The organism is Aestuariivivens sediminicola (assembly GCF_022662015.1).
In the GTDB taxonomy this organism is placed as follows: Bacteria; Bacteroidota; Bacteroidia; order Flavobacteriales; family Flavobacteriaceae; genus Aestuariivivens; species Aestuariivivens sediminicola.
Window position 1 is genome coordinate 294,243 of record NZ_JAKMCM010000003.1, and the last position, 20,877, is coordinate 315,119.

A 20,877-nucleotide genomic window follows, 5' to 3' on the forward strand; every position below is an offset into this window, starting at 1 on the left:
TTAACACTCGAATAGAGTTTCAATACCTTTCAAATGGGACCCGTTTTAAAATGAAAAATTTCATGTACTTTTGTGCTTTAAAAATGCGACAAACCTTTTACAAATATCAAGGAACAGGAAACGATTTTGTGATGATTGATAATCGTCTACAAACGTTTAACAAAAAGAATACCAAATTGGTCAAGGAGCTCTGTGACAGACGATTTGGCATAGGTGCTGATGGCCTCATTCTTCTTGAAGGTCATGATACATTGGATTTTAAAATGGTCTATTACAATTCTGATGGTAATGAAAGTTCAATGTGTGGTAATGGAGGCAGGTGTATTGTTGCTTTTGCCAAACATTTAGGTGTTATTAGCGATAAAGCGGTATTTGAGGCCACTGATGGCGTGCACCATGCGGAAATCATTGATGACGGGATTGTAAAGTTGCAGATGCAAAATGTGTATGCTATTGAAAAATATCCGAATCATGTATTTCTGAACACTGGATCGCCACATCATGTGCAGTTTGAGGATAAAATAGAGGATTTTGATCTTAAAAAGACCGGATCTAGAATTCGATATGGAACTCCTTACAATGAGACCGGGAGTAATGTTAATTTTGTAAAGAAAATATCGGATTCCCTATTTCGGGTTAGAACCTATGAGCGCGGAGTAGAAGATGAAACTTTGTCATGCGGAACCGGTGTTACTGCTGTGGCAATAGCGATGAATGCCATAGGGGAGACCTCTAAAAATAAGATAACCCTGGAATCTGAAGGGGGTCCATTACAAGTCATGTTTGATGTTAAAGACGGCTCCTATGAGAACGTTTGGCTAATTGGTCCGGCAACATTTGTTTTTAAGGGTGTTATATGATTACTTTAAAAGGCGAACATATTTTTTTACGTGCTTTAGAGCCCGAGGATTTAGAACTTATTTTTAGTATTGAAAACAATGAAACATTTTGGGAAATCAGTAATACCCAAACTCCGTATTCAAGATATATTATCAAACAATATTTAGATCAGGCACATAAGGATATATTTGAGGTTAAACAGCTTCGATTGGTTATTTCAAATTACGACCGTGAGGCCATGGGGTTAATTGATATATTTGACTATGATTTTAAAAATGCCAGGGCTGGAGTTGGTATTTTGATAAAGGACGAAAAGAACAGATCTAGAGGGTATGGTAAAGAAGCCCTTAAAATACTCATGAATTATTGTTTTTCACATTTAAATCTTCATCAGTTATACTGCAATGTTTCGGAAGACAATGAGGCTAGTTTAAAATTGTTTGCGAGTCTTGGTTTTCGTAAGGTTGGTTTAAAAAGAGACTGGAATAGGACAGAAGGTTACTTTAAAAATGAATATATGTTCCAATTTATTAATAGTTAGATGTACATAAAAAAAATACTTTGGACTTTGGCCATATTGGGATTGTTTGTATCTGCAATATTCGCATATTTTGTTTATAATGCTATGTTAAGACCAAATACGGCTTTTAATAACGACAAGGCATACATTTACATACCTACCGGCGCTAACTTTGATGACGTGGCCAACCAATTGGAACCGTTGTTAAATGATTTAGGATCCTTTCATACCTTGGCAAAACAAAAAAAATATATTGATAATGTAAGACCCGGTAAATATGCTATTAAAAAGGGTATGAGCAATAATGATATTATTAATTCCATCCGGATTAACAATTTGCCGGTTAAGGTTTCATTTAACAATCAAGTCTCTCTCGAAAAATTGGCTGGAAGAATTGCCAATCAGATTGAAGCCGATAGTTTGTCTTTAATTGAGGCCATGAAGGATGCTGATTTTTTGAATAAGAATAACTTTAATGAAGCTACAGCTTTAGGAATGTACCTTCCCAATAGTTATGAATTTTTTTGGAATACGTCGGCAAATGGATTTAGAGATAGAATGTTAAAGGAATTTAATCGTTTCTGGAATGAAGACAGAACAAATAAGGCCCATGAGATAGGTTTGTCTCCAAATCAGGTTATTACTTTGGCGTCAATCGTTTATGAAGAATCTAAGCAGGCAAATGAGCAATTGCGAATTGCTGGGGTGTATATGAATAGGTTAAAAATAGGCATGCCATTGCAGGCGGATCCAACCATTAAATTTGCAGCGTATCAATTGCCAAAATATAAAAATACAATCATTAAAAGGGTCCTAAATGTGCATAAGGAAATAGAGTCGCCATACAATACATATAAAAGATTAGGGTTGCCACCCGGACTTATAACGATGCCCGATATATCTGCAATAGATGCTGTTTTAAATTTTGAAAAGCATAAATTCTTGTATTTTGTTGCCGATGCCGAGAGATTAGGATACCATAAATTCGCTAGGACCCTTTCAGAACACAATAAAAACGCCAGAGAATATCATAGATATCTTTCTTCACAAGGAATTATCAGGTAGCATATGACCAAAAAGCTAATATATGGTCTTTACCTGTTTGTTTCCCTCACATATTCTCAATCAAAGGTTAATGGTTTTTTAAAACCTTCTGACACACTTAACACTTCAAGAGTAAAGTCTTTAGTAATTACTGAAGCATCTCTTGCAGCGGTTTCTTTGATTGCATTAGATCAATTGTGGTATGCAGATTACAGACGGTCTAAATTTCATACAGTTAATGATAATAATGAATGGTTGCAAATGGATAAGATGGGACATGTTTTTGCTTCCTATCAAATAGGGAGGGTCGGCGCTGATCTTCTAAATTGGTCTGGAGTATCAAAAAAAGACCAACTAATTTATGGTGCCACATTGGGTTTTGGATTTTTAACTGCAGTAGAAATTTTTGATGGTTATTCTAAGGAATGGGGTTATTCATGGGGTGACGTTATGGCTAATGCAGCAGGTACGGGTCTATTTGTAGGTCAGGAATTACTTTGGAAGGAACAACGTATTCTTTTTAAATATTCTTATCATCAGACGAGGTACCCCTCTTTAAATCCAGATAAACTTGGTCATGGTTTATTAGAACAAATGTTAAAGGATTACAATGGGCAATCCTATTGGCTCAGTATCAATATAAATGATTTTTTTGGGGAGACTGGTTTACCTGAATGGCTAAATTTCGCCTTAGGTTACAGTGCTGATGGGATGTTAAGGGGTTCGGGAGATATTGACAGTAATTTGTTGACAAATACGGTGAGGAAGCGACAGATCTTATTCAGTTTCGATGTAAATTTGAACAAAATTAGAACGGATTCTCGTTTTTTAAGGACTGTTTTTAGTGTTTTAAACGTATTTAAAGTGCCATTTCCTGCTTTTGAAATAAGCAAAAAAGGGAGTGCATTTCATCTATTGTACATCTAAAAATGACACATAATCGAGTAATTTTGAAATTATAAAAAAAATATCTAATTTTGCACGCTCAAATTTTCAGGTGAAATTCCATTGGAAATTCACTGAAGAAATTTAGAAATTATGGTAAAGAATATTGCAAGTTATTCAGCCCTAACGCTTACAATTTCTATATTATTGTACGCATCGTTTTCAGTAAATGAAACGATAGATTTGAGTGAATATTCAACCGAAGGCCTAGAGTTAAATTACAGTGTTGGCCTTGATGAAGATATTGCAGGCAATATCGATGTATCGAAAGAGAACTCCCAAACGTTTTCCCCTTATTTAGGAAAATCATTTGTTGGATTTAAAGAGGCACTGGCCTTTAAAGAATCCAGAGGTAACTATGCGTGTGTGAATACTTTTGGTTATCTGGGTAAATACCAATTTGGTAAGGAAACCTTAAAATTAATTGGAATACATAATCCAAATAATTTTTTAAAGGATGCAAAGTTGCAGGAACGTGCTTTTATAGCAAATGCGCAACGGAATAAATGGATTTTAAGAAAAGATATCAAGAATTTTGTAGGTAAACGTATCAATGGCGTGATAGTTACAGAATCTGGAATTTTGGCAGCGGCCCATTTAGCCGGACCAGGTAGTGTTAAAAAATACCTTCGGAGTTATGGCTTAAATAATTTTGCCGATGGTTATGGTACTACGATATCGTATTATATGAAGAAATTTTCCGGTTATGATACCTCATTTCTGAAACCTGAAAGAAAAGCTAAGGCTATATAATTTAGCGAGTTAGCTTTTATGTATAATAAATATGGTAGGTCTTTTATGAAGATCTACCATATTTTTTTTCCAATAACCTACACTATGCGTCTGAATGAATTCTGTAGGTAAACTTATTTCACAGGCGATGCATAATTGGGTGCTAATAGATAAAACATTGATTAAATCCTTCAATAAATTGTTATTTCTATAAGGTGTTTCAATAAAAATCTGTGATTGGTTGGTGTCGAGGGATAATTTTTCAAGTCGTTTTAATTCTTTTTTACGGGCATCCTTATCAATGGGCAAATAACCATTAAATGCGAAATTTTGCCCGTTCATACCCGAACTCATTAATGCCATAAGTATAGAAGAAGGGCCTACCATCGGAACTACCTTAATACCTTTTTCATGTGCCAGTTTAACTATTTCCGCACCGGGATCAGCTACACCCGGACATCCAGCCTCCGAGAGTAAACCGATATTAATTCCTTTTAAGCAGGGTTCCAAAAATTCGGGAAGTTCAATTGGGTTAGTAAATTTATTTAAATGGAATATTTGAAGAGCCGATTGTTGTTTACCTGCACTAACCTTTTTTATAAATCTTCTCGCAGTTTTTTCGTTTTCGACTATGAATACATTGGTTTCTTCAATAATTTTCTTTACTGAAATGGGTAATACCTCCAATGGGGCCGTCTCCCCTAGAGTTGAGGGTATTAAATATAATTTACCGGGATTAATTTCCATTTCCGTGCTTTGAATAGATATGGAACTAAAATACTAAATTTCAATCAACTGATTGGCTATTGTAGTACAGGCTTCGTCCAGCATTTTATATACATTTTCAAAACCGAGATCTCCACCGTAATAAGGATCGGGTACACTGTAGTTTTGATTAGGGTACACCGCGTTTAGAATAAAGTTAACTTTATTCGTATCATTTTCATTTCTCGCGAGAGAAATAACATTATTATAATTGGATTCATCCATTACAAATATATAATCGAATAAATCAAAATCATGAATACCAAATTGACGTCCTCGGAGACTAGAGATATCTAAACCATATTTTTTTGCAACACGGATTGATCGATTATCCGGGCGATCTCCAACATGATAATTTGCGGTACCTGCCGAATCAACCAAAAAGTTTTCAGATGGCAGTTTTGATCGCAATATGCCTTCAGCAAGGGGTGAACGACAAATGTTACCCAGGCATACCATTAAAACTTTTGTCATTGTTCTTGTTTTTAAACAGATAATTTTTTTGTGATATCTTCAACATACTTTCTGAATTGTTTGTCGGTTGAGGATAAATTGTCAACTGTTTTACAAGCGTGTAGTACGGTAGCATGATCGCGCTTTCCAATTTGAGAACCAATGCTTGCTAAAGAAGCTTTTGTGAATTTTTTGGCAAAAAACATCGCCAATTGTCGCGCCTGTACAATATGACGTTTTCTTGTCTTGGATTGGAGCGTGTCAATATCCATTTGGAAATAATCTGATACGACCTTTTGAATATAATCTATTGAAACTTCCCTTTTGGTATTTTTTACAAACTTTTCTACAATCTGCTTAGCAAGGTCTAGGGTAATTTCTTTTTTGTTGAACGATGATTGTGCAATAAGGGAAATGATAGCGCCTTCCAATTCCCGAACATTCGTTTTTATGTTTTTGGCAACATATTCAATAATATCATCAGGCATTTCAACCCCATCACGATAGAGTTTGTTCTTTAATATGGAAACTCGAGTCTCAAAATCAGGATGCTGCAATTCAGCAGACAATCCCCATTTAAATCGAGACAGTAGTCGTTGTTCAATGTCCTGCATGTCAACAGGGGCCTTATCGCTGGTTAAAACGACTTGTTTTCCATTCTGATGTAAATGATTGAAAATATGAAAGAAAACATCTTGGGTTCCAGACTTGCCTGAAAAGAATTGTACATCGTCAATAATGAGCACATCAATGATTTGATAAAAATGAATAAAATCATTTCTGTTATTCTTCTTTACAGATTCTATATATTGCTGAGTAAATTTCTCTGCTGAAATATACAATACAGTTTTTTCAGGATACTTGTCTTTTATTTCGACACCAATGGCATGTGCCAAATGAGTTTTACCCAATCCAACCCCTCCAAAAATTAATAAAGGATTAAAAGATGTGCCTCCCGGTTTTACTGCTACTGCCAATCCCGCACTTCTAGCTAAACGGTTGGAATCGCCTTCCAAAAAATTTTCAAAGCTGTAATTCGGATTGAGCTGTGATTCAATTTTTACATTCCTGATGCCAGGGATAACAAAGGGATTTCTTAGTTCTGGACTCTTATTATTTAAAGGAATATCGACATCTTGCGACTTTACGGCTGTCCTGTTTGAACTTGGTATTTTTTCTGTGAAAGGTTGTTTGTTGCCATAGGTGTTCTCCATTTTAATAATGTATACTAATTTGGCTGAATCTCCTAGCTCCTTCGTAAGTGAAACTTTTAATATTTTAACGTAATGCTCTTCAAGCCATTCATAGAAGAATTTACTCGGCACCTGAATGCTTAAGGCATTATCTGTAAGTTTAACTGCAACAATGGGTTCAAACCATGTTTTGTAAGCTTGCGGTTGAATATTATCTTTTATAAATTCCAGACAATTATTCCATACCGATTGCGCAGTCTTACCCATTTTTTAGTATTATTTGGTTTTTAGTTAGTTAGAATTCGAATGAAAAATGGCTTTTCGAATTACCCTTTAATAGCAAGGCAAATATGTGAACAAAATTCTTAAAAAAAAAATCATTTACTATTGAATTTCTAGAATTTTTTCTGCATGTTTAAGCACTAGCCGAAGCTACAAAAAATTATTTAAATATTCCCATGAAATTCGATGAAATACAAATTAGAGTGAGATATGGTGAAACTGATCAAATGGGAGTGGTTTATCATGGTAATTATGTGCTATATCTTGAGATGGGACGTATTGAATGGCTCCGAAATTTAGGAATTTCATATAAAAAAATGGAAGAAAATGGCATTATGCTTCCTGTAATTTCTCTTAATATAAATTATAAAAAATCAGCGAGTTACGACGACCTAATTTATGTTAAAACTGAACTTAAAAAAATGCCTACTGCAAAGATCGAATTTGCCTATGAAATTACAAACGAGATAGGTGAAATTTTAAGTACAGCTTCAACGACACTTGTTTTTTTAGATAAAGTAACCAACAAACCTATTCGTGCTCCAAAATATTTGATCGAAGCTATTAAAGTCTAAATTTTTGCTATTTGAATTTTTTGTGAGGTGTTGAATAATCGAAAAACAGTTGCAGCATCCCTCTTTCTTACTGATAGTTTAATTTTGCAATCAATTTGGAGATTCTGATCCAATATTTTAAGACGATTCTCCTTTATAATTCTCATGACTCTGTTTATTTCCTCATAAGGAAAGGAAACAAGAAAGGTAATTTTTAAAGTCCTTGTAACAATTTGACATTGTTCTAATGTTAATCTGGCTGCTGTTTTATACGCTTGGGCTAAACCACCAACCCCTAATTTCACGCCGCCAAAATAGCGCACCACAACCACTAAAACATTCGTAATTCCAAAGGACTGAATTTGACCATATATTGGCAGACCAGCAGAATTATTAGGTTCTCCGTCGTCATTAGTTCTGAAAGTAGTATTTTCAATTCCAATTTGATAGGCGTAGCAAAAATGACTTGCAGTATGGTGTTCTTTTCTTATTTTCTCAAGATGTGTTTTCAAAGTTTCTTCATTCGACAATGGAAAAGCATATCCATAAAACTTACTTTTTTTTTCTTTAAAAAGAGTCATCTCAGAGGCGGTTATTATTGTTTTATACTGGTCCCTAGGGCTCATGAATTCTCGAATAAACTGGATTTTTTTTCTAACATCTGAGTGATATCTTCTGTATGAGGGTCAATGTTCCAGGTGTATAACCCTATATTCTGTGCTGTATTTATGTTATCCTTACTATCATCAATGAAGAAACATTCTGATGGATCCAGATTATTCTCAGACAAAACATATTCAAAAATATCCCGGTTTGGCTTTCTTAAGTGAATTTCATGAGATAGATAAAAGGAATCAAAACAATTTTTAAATTCATTATAAAATGGCACATGTTCTCTAATCCAATTGATATGAAGTTCGTTGGTGTTACTCAATAAAATAAGTTGATATAGATTAGACAATTTTAATCTTTTTAAAAACTCCAGTCGGTATTTTGGAAAATCCTTAAGCATAAAATTCCAAATATTCATTACCTCTATTTTGGTAAGGTTCGGAAAATAATCTAAATAAGCGGCAATGAATTCCTCGGTAGAGATTAATCCCATTTCGTATGAATGATTAATATTTACCAATGAACTGGAATACTTGTCGTAAGGGATTAGGTTCTTTGTTTTTCTTAAGGCCCCTTCTATATCCAAATCTATAAAGACATTTCCAAAATCAAATATAATGGCTTGAATCATTCTTAAAGATTTTAAGAGTGTCTGTAATTATTTTTTTTTCTGTTATTGATGTTCCGGATAATTTTGGTGCTTTAACGCCATTTTCAAAAGAAACATCACCAATGAACAATCTGGCTTCATCCCATAAATTGGCATCGATAAACATTTGTAAGCTTTTGGTTCCACCCTCTATTAGGACAGAATTGATATTATTTTCGAACAACTTGTCACAAATCGCCTGAGCAGTATCTTCTTTCAGAACTAAAGTTTTGGCACTGGTATCAAAAACTTTAAAGTTGTTAGATAAAACGTTCTTTTTGTCTAAAATAATGCGAATTGGTTGCTCTCCGGACCAATCTCTGACTGTAAGGCTTGGATTGTCCTGCAAAACTGTATTTAAACCAACTAAGATAGCGTGTTCTTCTGAACGCCACTTATGTACTAATTGTCTTGAAAATTTATTCGTTATCCAAACCGGACCTTGTCCTTTTCTTAATTTGGGTGCAACAAAGCCATCCTTAGTTTCAGCCCATTTTAAAATAATATAGGGACGTTTATTATTATAAAAGGTCAAAAATCTTTTATGATGATTTTTGCAACTTTCTTCATTGATTCCTACGACTACTTGGCACCCTGCTTCAATTAACTTTTTAACTCCTTTTCCAGATACCTTTGGGTCCTTATCCAAACAACCTATAACTACTTTAGGAATACCGTAATGGATAATCAGGTCGGTGCATGGAGGTGTTTTACCATAGTGAGAACACGGTTCCAAAGTAACATATAGGGTCGAATGTTTTAATAGATCTTTGTTAGCAATTGCATTTATGGCGTTCACTTCAGCATGGTTACCTCCGTAAGCACTCGTGAATCCTTCAGATAATATGGAATTGTCATAAACAATTACACATCCCACCATTGGATTTGGTCGGGTCGAGCCAAGACCATTTTTAGCAATTTCAATACAACGATTTATATATTTTTCATGTATATTCATCCCGGATAAAAGTCATCACAAAATTAAGGCTTTAAAATGAGTAATGACCATATCATAATTCGGAAAATTGAATCCCGAGATAATAAGGCAATTGAAGCTATAATTCGCGGATGTTTCCTTGAGTTTAATATACCACTTGAAGGCACAGCCTATGCAGATGAAGAAACCCCACGTATGTATGAATCCTATCAAAATAACAATGATATCTATTATGTTTTAGATTTCAATGGTGAAATCCTTGGTGGTGGTGGTTTAAAGCCTTTAAAAGGATTCAAAGGTAAGGTGTGTGAAATTCAGAAAATGTATTTCTCTCCTAAAATTAGAGGAAAAGGCTATGGAAGGCGACTTCTGGAGAAGTGTATTAACAAGGCAGCGGAACTTGGTTATAAAAGATGCTATTTAGAATCTGCTTCTCAACTTAAGGCCGCAATCCATATTTATGAACAATTTGGATTTAATCATCTAAAGAGTGCTTTGGGAAATACCGGACATTATGCCTGTGGTGTTTGGATGATAAAGGATTTATGATATTGAAAGAAAGTCTTAAATCATTTCATAAAGTGTTAGATGGGCTTTATGATAAAGTGGAAATCGACAGTTTTTTTTATTTGTTGGTGGCCAAATATTACAAAGTATCTCGTTTGGATTTGGCTGTGCAACCGGATTATCAAGTTAAGGAATATCAGAAACTTTTTGACGCTCTAAACTTGTTGAAAGAGGAGTATCCTATTCAATATATTCTCGGGGAGACCGAATTCTTCGGTTTGACTTTTCAAGTGAATGCCCATACGTTAATTCCAAGACCTGAGACTGAAGAATTGACAGAAATAATAATAGAGAAATTAAAAAGAAGTAAGAAACATTTGAAAATATTGGATATTGGAACGGGTAGTGGCTGTATTGCTATTTCTCTGGCAAAACATTTACCTAATTCAAAAATTTACGCTTTAGACATTTCAAAAGAGGCATTGAAATTAGCACAATCGAATGCCGAACTCAATAATGTTAAAATAACTTTAATTGAAGCTGATATTTTAAATTCCGATACTTGGGATACAGAATTTAAAAAGGAACAATTTGATGTTATCGTATCTAATCCACCATATATCCTTGAAAAAGAAAAACTGTTGATGAAAGCTAATGTTTTAGACCATGAGCCTCATTTAGCACTTTTTGTCAATAGTGAGAATCCATTTTTGTTTTATAAATCCATTTTAGAATATGCTGTGCATAATTTATCAAGTAAGGGTTTACTGTTTTTTGAAATCAATGAGTATCTTGGGAAGGAAATAATGACACTTATGCGAAAATATGATTTCACCCAAACGGAATTAAAACAAGATCTTTTTAAAAAGGATAGAATGATTATAGCATCCATGTAATGAATGAAATTAAACAGAAAATCGAAAAATTACGTCATGAACTACGTCAGCATAATTACAATTATTATGTACTCGATCAAGCAATCATAACCGATTATGAGTTTGATTTAAAATTAAAGGAACTTCAGGATCTCGAGGAAAAACATCCTGAATTTTATGACGAAAATTCGCCGACCCAAAGGGTAGGAGGTCAAATCACCAAAAATTTTGAAACGGTTACACATGAGCACCGTATGTATTCATTGGATAATTCCTATTCTAAAGATGATCTATTGGATTGGGAAAAGCGCATTAATAAAATCATTGAAGGTGAAATACAGTATACTTGCGAATTAAAATATGATGGAGCTTCAATAAGTCTGACTTATGAAGAAGGTAGATTAATTAAAGCGATTACGCGTGGAGACGGGTATCAAGGAGACAATGTTACAGCCAATGTAAAGACCATTAGGTCAGTCCCCTTAAAATTAAAAGGAGATGTTCCATTAAAGTTCGATATCCGTGGGGAAATTATTTTACCATTTGAGGGTTTTCATAAAATGAATGAAGAAAGAATTGAAATTGGTGAGGAACCCTATCGAAACCCTAGAAACACCGCATCAGGCAGTTTAAAATTGCAAGACAGTGCTGAGGTAGCTAAACGACCTTTAGAGTGTTTACTTTATAATATCGTTGGAACCAATTTAGGTATACATACGCAATATGAGTGCTTAGAAAAAGCAAAGCATTGGGGGTTTAAGGTTCCTGAAGCGGCAAAGGTATGCAGATCTATGGAAGAGGTCTTCGACTATATCCACTATTGGAATGAAGAGCGGCATAAACTTCCCTATGAAACTGATGGTGTTGTCGTCAAGGTGAATAGCTTGAGACAGCAGGATGAGTTAGGTTATACTGCAAAATCCCCTCGTTGGGCCATAGCTTATAAGTTTAAGGCTGAGCGTGTTTCAACCAGGCTAAATAGTATTACCTACCAAGTAGGTAGAACAGGTGCAATAACCCCTGTGGCTAACTTAGAACCCGTGGAATTAAGTGGAACTACTGTAAAACGAGCTTCCTTGCATAATGCCGATCAAATTGAAAAGTTAGATATTAGGGTCGGTGATGTGGTGTACGTTGAAAAGGGAGGTGAGATCATTCCAAAAGTTCTTGGAGTTGATTTCACAAAACGACTCGTTGATTCAAAGCCTACAACTTATATTTTACACTGTCCAGAATGTGGAACAGAATTAGTGAGACAGGAAGGTGAGGCACAGCATTATTGTCCCAACTACAACGGGTGCAAACCTCAAATCATTGGTCGTATACAGCATTTCATTTCGAGAAAGGCCATGGATATTGAAGGACTAGGAGGTGAGACTGTCGCACTTTTGGTTAATGAGGGGCTAATTAATAATTATTCAGATTTATATGAATTGACTGTGGAGGAAGTTATTCCCTTAGAAAGAATGGCGGAAAAGAGTGCTAATAATTTAATCGAAGGAATTGCGAATTCGAAAACCATCCCCTTCGAGCGCGTCCTCTATGCTTTAGGTATTCGATATGTTGGAGAAACTGTGGCGAAAAAATTAGCAAGGCATTTTAGAAGTTTAGATGCCTTAGCCAAGGCCTCTCAGGAAGACCTGGTTCATTTAGATGAAATTGGGGAAAAAATAGCCAGGAGCGTGGTGTTATTTTTTTCTTCTTACGAGAATAACTACATAATTGATAGATTGAGAAACTTTGGTGTCCAACTGAAAATTTCAGAAGAAGAACTAGTTGGGTTAACAGATAAATTAAAAGGAGATGTTATCGTTATATCGGGGGTGTTTGAGCACGTATCCAGAAGCGAATTAAAAAAATTAATAGAAGATAATGGAGGTAAAGTAAGTAGCTCAATATCTTCGAAAACAAGCTATATTGTTGCGGGGACAAACATGGGGCCAAGTAAAAAGGAAAAGGCCATGAAATTAAATATTCAATTATTATCTGAAATTGATTTTTTGAAAAAAATCAATTTTCTTAGTGATACCGATTAAATCTATTGAAGAAGCATCACTTTTTGTAAGTATAATAAAAAATATAAAATAAAAATTCCTACAAAAATAAATAAATATTTAAATTTAATCGATAAAAAGTAAAAATAATACGTTTAATTGCATTTTTTTTTATATGTTTGTCACATAACTTTAAACCTACGTTATGTACAAGTCGAAAGTCTTGATGAGTTTTGTGCCAATTATCTACATTTCTTTTATTGTATGTTTGCTATTTAATAAGGCGGATTTGGCATTAAAAATAAGTGCTTTACTTAGTCCAGCCATAACGGTATTATATTTTTCATTTGTTAAAAAGAGAACGATTCCGGTTTCCCTATTTTTAATATTTTTTTCTACATCGGATATAATGGTACTTTTTGCAGATTATATTTCTTATGAGCTAAATTATTTTATAGGGAATGCTTTATATGTTTGTGCCTATTTTTCCTTAATTTTCGAAATATGTAAAAGTACTTGTATCGCTCATATTCTTCAAAATCTTAAGGTACATGTGTTCGTTTTAACGGCACTGAATATTTATATTGTCTACGTGTTACAAGTTATTGTTACACCTCATTTGTCACCATTGTCAGGAGAATATATAATGGAATTAATATACAATGTTGTCATGTTAGTTTTGCTATCACTATCCTTACTTAATTTCTTTCATAGAGATGACAAAAAATCCTTATTGTTATTCATAGGTTCATTGTGTATTGTCTTTGCAGAAGTTCTTGGAGTGGCTTATTTATATGTGACAAATGAAGGGTTGTTAAATTTTATATCAACTACCTTATTTTTATTAGCCTTCTATATTTTGTTTTGGCAGTCAAAGGTCAGAGCAGAGGAGCCAAGAAAATTATTGATTGAAGAATTTTAATAACGGGATATCCTTTCTATGTAAATAAAATATTACACAAGACATTGTAAAGGAAATAACACCTGTATAGAACAACAGTCCAGCATCATTATTTATTTCTACACCCAATACGGTTAAATGTGCAATGATTGCACCGGCTAATACCCCAATACTTAATAATGCCCCAGCCCAGGCAGTTTTTCTAATTATCAGCAACACCCCTGCGATTAGCTCTATTATACCGGTTGCAATTCTACCAATGGGTTCCATACCTAGCGATTCAAAAATAAATACGCTGTCTGGATGTGCTGCAAATTTAAATCGAAGAGTTTGAATTAAAATAATCGCAACAAAAATTCTCAAAAGCAGGGGAAAGTGTCTTTTCATAATTCTGAACTATAATTTTGAGATTAGACGGACAACACGCGCCTACATTTCAAAAAAATTATAAATTAAACACGAATGGATACCCCATTTGCAGATTTATTGTTTTCAGAATCAAAATAAAAGTCTATTCTTCCCAGGTTAATCCCATAACATCCGACTTGATTTACCAATACATTCTCACCATCTTTGTTCTTAACTACAGTTGGTTTTGGGAGAAAAGTATGGGTATGTCCTCCTATGATTAAATCAATACCACTAGTGGCTTCTGCGAGACGCAAATCACTTATCTTTTTCGGATTATTTCTGTAATGGTAGCCTAGGTGCGATAAGCATACAATCAGGTCGCACTGCTCTATTGTTTTTAAAACTCTTACCATTTCTTGACTCGTTTCTACAGGATCTAGGTAAAGGGTTTCTTTGTAAAGTGAAGATTCTACAAGTCCATTTAATTCAATACCAAGTCCAAAAACACCTATTTTAATTCCATCCTTAACGAATACCTTGTATGGTTTGGTATGTGAGTCCATTATCGTATTAGTAAAATCATAATTTGCAGAAATAAACTCAAATTCTGCATGCGGAAGTTGGGCATAAAGTCCGTCAATACCATTATCGAAATCATGATTTCCGATCGTAGCGGCATCATACTGCATTTTACTCATTAATTTAAACTCCAATTCACCACCATAGTAATTGAAATATGGAGTACCTTGAAAAATATCGCCGGCATCCAATAAAAGCGTATTTGGATTCTCATTTTTAATAGATTCTATCAAACTTGCTCTTCTAGACACGCCTCCCTTGTTGGGATTTCTCCCATCTTCTGGTCCAAACGGATCGATATGACTATGGACGTCATTCGTATGAAGAATTGTTATCTTTTTCGTTTTAGACGTACTGCAGGATTGAAAACTAAGTTGCCCTAATGCCGTTGCAGCAGCACCGGCTGATGCGCGCTGTATAAAATCTCTTCGATTCATTATTTTGTATGGATTTGAGTAAACCTATCATCAATGATCGGTTTTAAAGTATCGATTTTTTTCAGGTAGTCAATTAATGCATTACGTATTTTGTAGTTTAAGTCGAACACACTGTCATTTGGTCTAAAGAATCTCATGTTATCACCGCTGTTGTACAGATAATCATTAGTTGCAACAAAATAGGTGTTATTTTTAATTATTGGTTTGCCATTTATCAGGGCTTCAACTGGTTTGAAGTCGTTATCAATTGTTAGTTTAAGGTTGGAGACAGGGTTTGCTCTTCTTGAATTACAAAGATAATCTACCATACTATCCATCTGTTGCCCTTTCAATGCAACTATTACGATTTTGTTTTCAAAAGGCATGAGTTCAAACATATTTCTAACGGTAACATCGCCTTTCGAAATAATTGAACGTATACCACCGTGGTTTAATAAAACCATATCAATATTATTACCGGTTCTGCGATTAAAAATAGGGTTTGCCTGCTTAAAGATTGCATCAGCCATGAAATTCCCTATAGCCGTATTAAGCGTTCCATCTGACTTTGAATAAGTGTCCTTGGCATAAGCAATAACACTATCTAAATCTTTTTCGAGATGAGTTCTGAAAGGTTCTATAAAAGACTCAATGTCATTTTTCTTGGGGATGGAATCATTTATTTCAATTAATTTACCTTCAATTGTTGTAAGTGTGAATGATTGTTTTTTGCAGCTTAAAAAAATTAAAAAATTTAACAAAAAAATCAAATGTGTAATCCTCATATCTAATGCAAAAATGTTGATGGTACTTTTGCTACCTTTGTCCAAAGTATAAATATAGATGATTTTAAAAGGTTTCAAGGAAAAATCTATTAAAAAGTATTTAAACAAAATATTATCTGAGCGTAAAATATATGTTGACGATAGCAAGGTTGAAAGTTTAGGAGTTATTTTGAATATTGATGAGGTTGAGGATTTTGAATTATTCAGAAATCTAGCGACTTTTTTGCGAGTGCGTCCGAATAAGTTTAAGATCATAGCCTATTCCCCTACAAAAAGTGAAAAACCTAACTTTTGGGAGGTCTGTTTCAATTCCAGGGATATTGGTTGGTATGGTTCGATTAAGAAAATAGAATTACAATCGTTTTTAGATAGGCCATTTGATGCTCTAATTAGTTATTACACCAGTGATGAAGTAGAGCTTAGGTTACTCACAGGGTTATCCAAAGCCCAATTTAAGATTGGTATTTTACAGAAAGATGAAAGGTTAAACGATCTCATAATCAAAACCAATAAGGAAGAATTTGAAGTGTTTAAAAAAGAAATTTTTAAATACTTAACCATTTTAAACAAATTAAATAATGAATAGAAAGTTTGTAGGAACTGGAGTGGCTTTAGTAACGCCATTTAATTCAGATTTGAGCATTGACCACGAAGCTCTAAAAAACATTGTGGAATTTAATATTGAAAATGGTACAGATTACCTGGTAATTTCAGGTACTACCGGAGAAAGTGTAACGATATCGCGGCAAGAAAAAAAAGATATCATTAAGACCATTTCAGATGCCAACAATGGAAGAGTACCTATGGTTTTGGGTATTGGGGGAAATAATACAGCTTCGATAATTGAAGAAATTAAAACTACGGATTTAAGTGAAATGGACGCTATTTTGTCGGTCGCACCCTATTATAGTAAGCCAACCCAGGAAGGGCTCTACCAGCATTTTAAAGCCATTTCAGAAGTATGTCCCATTGATGTTATCCTTTATAATGTTCCTGGTCGAACCTCCAAAAATATGGAACCTTCAACTACCGTGCGATTGGCAAAAGACTTCAAAAACATCATCGCAGTAAAAGAGGCTGGGAACAATGTGGCCCAGTATTTACAGCTTATAAAGGACAAACCCGAAGATTTTTTAGTTATATCTGGAGACGACGATTTGGCCCTTGGGGTTGTGTTAGCAGGAGGAGCAGGTGTTATTTCAGTTATTGGTCAGGCATTTCCGAAACCATTTTCTGATATGATTCGATTGGGTCTTCAAGGTAAAGCTAAAGAAGCTTATGCCTTACATTACAAGCTTATGGATGTCATAGGTTATATTTTTGAAGAGAATAATCCCGCAGGAATTAAAGCCGTTTTTGAAGCCTTAAGTTTATGCAGTGACAAGGTAAGATTACCTTTAGTTCCGGCATCCTTGCAATTAAAAGCAAAGATTGAACGTTTTGTTAAGGAGTTCTAATAGTGTTAAATATAACTTAATCCTTACAATTCCTATATTACAGGGATTAATTTAGCACTTAAAATATATTTTTAAAATCCATATTATTACATTAATTTTGCATCCTGTTTTTTAGTTATGAGGACTCTTGCTTACATATTATTGGTATTCATATCCTTAAGCTCTTGTAGCGAATATCAAAAGGTGTTGAAAAATGAGGATATTGCCCCTAAATTCAAAATGGGTGAAGCCTTATATGATGAAGGTAAATTTGACAAGGCTAATCGTCTTTTTGCTCAGATTGTTCCCAATTACAGAGGGAAACCTCAAGCAGAAAAATTGATGTATCTGTATTCTAATTCCTTTTACAAAATGAAGGATTTTTATGTGGCAGGGTATCAGTTTGAGCGATTTGCAACCAGCTACCCTAATAGTGAAAAAGTGGAGGAAGCCTCCTTTTTAAGTGCTAAGAGCTATTATATGCTATCACCAGTTTATACTAAGGATCAGACAGAAACCAAAGAAGCGATTGAAAAACTTCAAAATTTCATTAATTTATTTCCTGAATCTCAGTATTTGGAGGAGGCAAATAAATTGGTTAAGGAATTGGAATTTAAGCTAGAACAAAAGGCTTTCAGCATAGCCAAACAGTATAATCATATATCGGATTATCCTGCATCCATAAAATCTTTTGAAAATTTTATTTTTGAATTTCCCGGATCTTCTTTGCGTGAAGATGCTATGTTTTATAAATTGGATTCTTCATATAAACTGGCCATTAATAGTATAGAATATAAAAAAGAAGAGCGCTTGAAAGAGGCTAAAGCCAGTTCGGATGCTTTCAAAAAGTCTTTTGTAAATTCAAAATACCTCGAGGAAGTGAATAAAATGGTAGAAGAAATTGATAATCAATTAAAGTATTATACTGCGAATAGTTAATTTGAAAACAATAGAGAGTACCTAATAGAATAATTAAGAAATAAAAATAGTAAAGGCTATCAGCCAAAATTAATTAAAAGATAAAATGGATTTAAAAAAAACTAAGGCTCCGGTAAATACAATGACCTATGATAGAAATCAAATAGATGAACAAACTGGAAACATCTACGAAGCTATATCCATAATTTCTAGAAGAGCTGAGCAAATTAATACGGAAATTAAAAAGGAGCTTATTGATAAATTGGAGGAGTTTGCTACCTACAATGACAGCCTTGAAGAAATTTTTGAAAACAAAGAACAAATTGAAGTTTCTAAGTTCTATGAGAAACTTCCTAAGCCGCATGCCTTAGCTATTCAAGAATGGTTAAAAGAGAAAGTTTACTTTAGAAATACTGAGGAAGATTCTCAGGAATAGAACCATCATGTCAATATTAAGTGGCAAAAATATACTGTTAGGCATAACTGCTGGTATTGCCGCTTATAAAAGTGCTTTTTTAGTTCGGTTGTTTGTTAAGTCCGGTGCTCACGTGAAGGTAGTGATGACTCCTGCCGCCAAAGACTTTGTAACGCCTTTAACACTTTCTACCCTTTCAAAAAATACGGTCTACTCTTCGTTCATTAATGACGACGAAGGTGATGCCGTTTGGAATAATCATGTTGACCTTGGATTGTGGGCCGACCTTTTTGTCATCGCCCCCGCAACAGCTAATACCTTGTCAAAAATGGCAAATGGCGTTTGCGATAATTTGCTGCTGGCAACATATTTATCGGCCAAGTGTCCAGTTTATTTTGCTCCAGCAATGGACTTAGATATGTATAAACATCAGAGCACTTTAAAATCTTTGGAAGTATTAGAAGGATATGGAAATATTATGATTCCTGCTACACGCGGAGAATTAGCCAGTGGTTTATTTGGAGAAGGACGAATGGCAGAACCAGAGGACATAGTGGCCTTTATTGAAGATAATATTTTGAGAGACCTTCCGTTAAGAGGAAAAAAAGTACTTGTTACGGCAGGGCCAACATATGAAGCTATAGATCCTGTGAGATTTATCGGGAATTATTCCAGCGGTAAAATGGGCTTTGAAATTGCAAAAGTGGCTGCAAATTTAGGTGCCGAGGTCACACTGATTTCAGGTCCTACATTCGAAAAGGCTGAACACAGCTTAATCAAAATTATTCCTGTTGTCAGTGCCCAGGAAATGTATGATAATGTCCATAAGTTTTACGAGGACACAGACATTGCCATTCTATCTGCGGCAGTAGCAGATTTCAGACCTAAACACCCCTCCAGTAAAAAAATAAAAAAGAACGATGCTGGGTTAACCATAGAATTGGAAAAAACTAAAGATATTTTGGAATCTTTGGGCAGATTAAAAAGACATCAGTATTTGGTCGGTTTTGCCTTAGAAACTGATAATGAAATAGAAAATGCAAAACAGAAACTAAAAAGAAAGAATTTAAATTTAATTGTTTTAAATTCGTTAAATGATCAGGGAGCTGGTTTTCAAAGTGATACAAACAAAGTTACCTTTATAGATAATAAAGAACGTAAAACAGTGTTTGAATTAAAGGATAAAACAGAAGTAGCCAAAGATTTATGTAATGAAATTATAAAACAGATCCATGCGTAACATATTTTTTAGTCTCTTTTTTTATATTGGTTTTGTAGGTTTTGCCCAGGAGTTAAATTGCAACTTAGTGGTCAATGCAAGGCAAACTGGAAACGATAATCAAACGATTTTTAAAACTTTGGAAAAGCAATTGACCGAGTTTGTCAACAATACGAAATGGACCAATAGAACTGTTGCACCTCAGGAACGCATTGATTGCAGTATGATCATTACCATAACCGAGTACAGTGGAGAATCCTTTCAGGGGACGATTCAGGTGCAATCATCAAGACCTGTATTTGGCTCCTCATTTACAACGCCGGTTTATAATTTTAATGACAGGGATTTTTCATTCCGATATTTAGAATTTCAAAATTTAATATTTAACCCATCTCAGTACGAATCCAATCTTATTTCTGTTTTGACTTTCCATATTTACATAATGTTGGGATTAGATGCCGAGACCTTCGCGACCAAAGGTGGTGAAACCCTTTTTAAGCAGGCTCAAACTATTTTAAATTATTCTCAACAGGAAAATTATAAAGGTTGGAAACTTGAAGATGGCCTTCAAAGTAGATTTGCCTTAATTGATAATTTGTTATCACCGACATTTTCGGCTTACCGAGAAGTTATGTACAGATACCATCGTTTAGGATTGGACATTATGAGTGAAAACCCCAAAAAAGGAAAAGAAGAAATAGCCTCCTCGCTTAAATTATTTGATGCAATGAATAGTCGAAGACCCAATTCGTTTTTATTGCGAACCTTTTTTGATGCAAAGTCGGATGAGATCGAACAAATATTTACAGATGGCCCCAATGTAAATATTGCTAGTGTAAAGGAAACTCTGCAAAATGTCGCGCCAATGCATTCCAGCAAATGGGCTAATATTAAGTTTTAGGGTCTATTATTTATTGAATTCATTTACTATATTTATTTCCTAACAATAACGTTT

At 34.4% G+C, this 20,877-nt stretch carries 25 protein-coding genes; 16 read left to right on the forward strand and 9 right to left on the reverse strand.

Annotated features, from left to right (window positions below; all coding sequences use genetic code 11):
- Positions 1-83: 83 nt before the first annotated feature.
- From dapF to MR041_RS08850, 5 genes are all read left to right on the forward strand, one after another.
- Complete coding sequence (gene dapF / locus MR041_RS08830) at positions 84-860, forward strand: diaminopimelate epimerase (protein WP_242093250.1); 777 nt, start codon at positions 84-86, stop codon at positions 858-860.
- On the forward strand, positions 857-1,381 hold the full coding sequence (locus tag MR041_RS08835) for a GNAT family N-acetyltransferase (protein ID WP_242093251.1): 525 nt from the start codon (positions 857-859) through the stop codon (positions 1,379-1,381). Before dapF ends, MR041_RS08835 begins: the two co-directional genes overlap by 4 nt.
- Positions 1,382-2,425, forward strand: coding sequence for an endolytic transglycosylase MltG (mltG, locus tag MR041_RS08840; RefSeq protein ID WP_242093252.1), 1,044 nt, complete (start codon positions 1,382-1,384; stop codon positions 2,423-2,425). It abuts the gene before it with no gap.
- Positions 2,426-2,428: 3 nt separating this feature from the next.
- On the forward strand, positions 2,429-3,331 hold the full coding sequence (locus tag MR041_RS08845; RefSeq protein ID WP_242093253.1) for a DUF2279 domain-containing protein: 903 nt from the start codon (positions 2,429-2,431) through the stop codon (positions 3,329-3,331).
- A gap of 111 nt (positions 3,332-3,442) precedes the next feature.
- Positions 3,443-4,102, forward strand: a complete 660-nt coding sequence (locus tag MR041_RS08850) for a peptidoglycan-binding protein LysM (protein WP_242093254.1) — start codon at positions 3,443-3,445, stop codon at positions 4,100-4,102.
- A gap of 9 nt (positions 4,103-4,111) precedes the next feature.
- Here MR041_RS08850 and MR041_RS08855 read toward each other — a convergent pair whose 3' ends face one another.
- From MR041_RS08855 to dnaA, 3 genes are read right to left on the reverse strand one after another with little or no spacing between them, the layout of a single operon-like run.
- Positions 4,112-4,828 carry an SAM-dependent methyltransferase gene (locus MR041_RS08855; RefSeq protein ID WP_242093255.1) on the reverse strand — a complete coding sequence of 239 codons (717 nt, stop codon included), beginning with the start codon at positions 4,826-4,828 and terminating at the stop codon, positions 4,112-4,114.
- Between the two features lie 33 nt (positions 4,829-4,861).
- The gene (locus MR041_RS08860) at positions 4,862-5,320 is read right to left on the reverse strand and encodes a low molecular weight protein-tyrosine-phosphatase (RefSeq protein ID WP_242093256.1); all 459 of its coding nucleotides are present in this window, start codon (positions 5,318-5,320) and stop codon (positions 4,862-4,864) included.
- 11 nt (positions 5,321-5,331) lie between these two features.
- Complete coding sequence (dnaA, locus tag MR041_RS08865; RefSeq protein WP_242093257.1) at positions 5,332-6,759, reverse strand: chromosomal replication initiator protein DnaA; 1,428 nt, start codon at positions 6,757-6,759, stop codon at positions 5,332-5,334.
- A gap of 191 nt (positions 6,760-6,950) precedes the next feature.
- On the opposite strand from dnaA, the gene MR041_RS08870 reads away from it, so the two are divergent.
- Positions 6,951-7,349 (forward strand): acyl-CoA thioesterase, encoded by a 399-nt coding sequence (locus MR041_RS08870; protein WP_242093258.1) that lies wholly within the window; start codon positions 6,951-6,953, stop codon positions 7,347-7,349.
- Here the strand turns inward: MR041_RS08870 and MR041_RS08875 are convergent.
- Genes MR041_RS08875 through ribD form a run of 3 tightly spaced genes read right to left on the reverse strand, consistent with a single transcriptional unit; the run spans position 7,346 to position 9,547 of the window.
- Positions 7,346-7,909, reverse strand: a complete 564-nt coding sequence (locus tag MR041_RS08875) for an IMPACT family protein (protein ID WP_242093259.1) — start codon at positions 7,907-7,909, stop codon at positions 7,346-7,348. The two genes, MR041_RS08870 and MR041_RS08875, sit on opposite strands and share 4 nt — an antisense overlap.
- Before the next feature lie 41 nt (positions 7,910-7,950).
- Positions 7,951-8,571, reverse strand: coding sequence for an HAD family hydrolase (locus MR041_RS08880; RefSeq protein ID WP_242093260.1), 621 nt, complete (start codon positions 8,569-8,571; stop codon positions 7,951-7,953).
- Positions 8,549-9,547: a bifunctional diaminohydroxyphosphoribosylaminopyrimidine deaminase/5-amino-6-(5-phosphoribosylamino)uracil reductase RibD gene (gene ribD, locus MR041_RS08885; RefSeq protein ID WP_242093261.1), complete on the reverse strand. Its 999-nt coding sequence runs from the start codon at positions 9,545-9,547 to the stop codon at positions 8,549-8,551. The genes MR041_RS08880 and ribD overlap by 23 nt, the downstream gene beginning before the upstream one ends.
- Positions 9,548-9,583: 36 nt before the next feature.
- On the opposite strand from ribD, the gene MR041_RS08890 reads away from it, so the two are divergent.
- The 4 genes from MR041_RS08890 (at position 9,584) to MR041_RS08905 (ending at position 13,824) form a co-directional block, all read left to right on the forward strand.
- Entirely contained in the window at positions 9,584-10,075 is a 492-nt protein-coding gene (locus MR041_RS08890; protein ID WP_242093262.1) for a GNAT family N-acetyltransferase, read from the forward strand.
- Positions 10,072-10,929 (forward strand): peptide chain release factor N(5)-glutamine methyltransferase, encoded by an 858-nt coding sequence (gene prmC, locus MR041_RS08895; protein WP_242093456.1) that lies wholly within the window; start codon positions 10,072-10,074, stop codon positions 10,927-10,929. The genes MR041_RS08890 and prmC overlap by 4 nt, the downstream gene beginning before the upstream one ends.
- The gene (ligA, locus tag MR041_RS08900) at positions 10,929-12,944 is read left to right on the forward strand and encodes an NAD-dependent DNA ligase LigA (RefSeq protein ID WP_242093263.1); all 2,016 of its coding nucleotides are present in this window, start codon (positions 10,929-10,931) and stop codon (positions 12,942-12,944) included. The genes prmC and ligA overlap by 1 nt, the downstream gene beginning before the upstream one ends.
- A 163-nt stretch (positions 12,945-13,107) precedes the next feature.
- The gene (locus tag MR041_RS08905) at positions 13,108-13,824 is read left to right on the forward strand and encodes a hypothetical protein (protein WP_242093264.1); all 717 of its coding nucleotides are present in this window, start codon (positions 13,108-13,110) and stop codon (positions 13,822-13,824) included.
- On the opposite strand, the gene MR041_RS08910 is transcribed toward MR041_RS08905, so the two are convergent.
- The 3 genes from MR041_RS08910 to MR041_RS08920 form a co-directional block, all read right to left on the reverse strand.
- Entirely contained in the window at positions 13,804-14,190 is a 387-nt protein-coding gene (locus MR041_RS08910) for a DoxX family membrane protein (protein WP_242093265.1), read from the reverse strand. The two genes, MR041_RS08905 and MR041_RS08910, sit on opposite strands and share 21 nt — an antisense overlap.
- Positions 14,191-14,255: 65 nt before the next feature.
- The gene (locus MR041_RS08915) at positions 14,256-15,170 is read right to left on the reverse strand and encodes a bifunctional metallophosphatase/5'-nucleotidase (RefSeq protein ID WP_242093266.1); all 915 of its coding nucleotides are present in this window, start codon (positions 15,168-15,170) and stop codon (positions 14,256-14,258) included.
- Positions 15,170-16,012 (reverse strand): 5'-nucleotidase C-terminal domain-containing protein, encoded by an 843-nt coding sequence (locus MR041_RS08920; protein WP_242093267.1) that lies wholly within the window; start codon positions 16,010-16,012, stop codon positions 15,170-15,172. Before MR041_RS08920 ends, MR041_RS08915 begins: the two co-directional genes overlap by 1 nt.
- Here MR041_RS08920 and MR041_RS08925 point away from each other — a divergent pair.
- The 6 genes from MR041_RS08925 (at position 15,993) to porD (ending at position 20,823) form a co-directional block, all read left to right on the forward strand.
- Positions 15,993-16,520: a DUF6913 domain-containing protein gene (locus MR041_RS08925; RefSeq protein WP_242093268.1), complete on the forward strand. Its 528-nt coding sequence runs from the start codon at positions 15,993-15,995 to the stop codon at positions 16,518-16,520. The genes MR041_RS08920 and MR041_RS08925 overlap by 20 nt on opposite strands.
- Positions 16,513-17,391, forward strand: coding sequence for a 4-hydroxy-tetrahydrodipicolinate synthase (gene dapA / locus MR041_RS08930; protein ID WP_242093269.1), 879 nt, complete (start codon positions 16,513-16,515; stop codon positions 17,389-17,391). The genes MR041_RS08925 and dapA overlap by 8 nt, the downstream gene beginning before the upstream one ends.
- A gap of 117 nt (positions 17,392-17,508) precedes the next feature.
- Positions 17,509-18,309 (forward strand): outer membrane protein assembly factor BamD, encoded by an 801-nt coding sequence (locus MR041_RS08935; protein ID WP_242093270.1) that lies wholly within the window; start codon positions 17,509-17,511, stop codon positions 18,307-18,309.
- Positions 18,310-18,394: 85 nt separating this feature from the next.
- Positions 18,395-18,724 (forward strand): DNA-directed RNA polymerase subunit omega, encoded by a 330-nt coding sequence (locus MR041_RS08940; protein ID WP_242093271.1) that lies wholly within the window; start codon positions 18,395-18,397, stop codon positions 18,722-18,724.
- A gap of 7 nt (positions 18,725-18,731) precedes the next feature.
- Positions 18,732-19,943: a bifunctional phosphopantothenoylcysteine decarboxylase/phosphopantothenate--cysteine ligase CoaBC gene (coaBC, locus tag MR041_RS08945; protein WP_242093272.1), complete on the forward strand. Its 1,212-nt coding sequence runs from the start codon at positions 18,732-18,734 to the stop codon at positions 19,941-19,943.
- A complete protein-coding gene (porD, locus tag MR041_RS08950) occupies positions 19,936-20,823 on the forward strand; it encodes a type IX secretion system protein PorD (protein ID WP_242093273.1) in 888 nt (295 codons plus the stop codon). The genes coaBC and porD overlap by 8 nt, the downstream gene beginning before the upstream one ends.
- Positions 20,824-20,877: the final 54 nt, after the last annotated feature.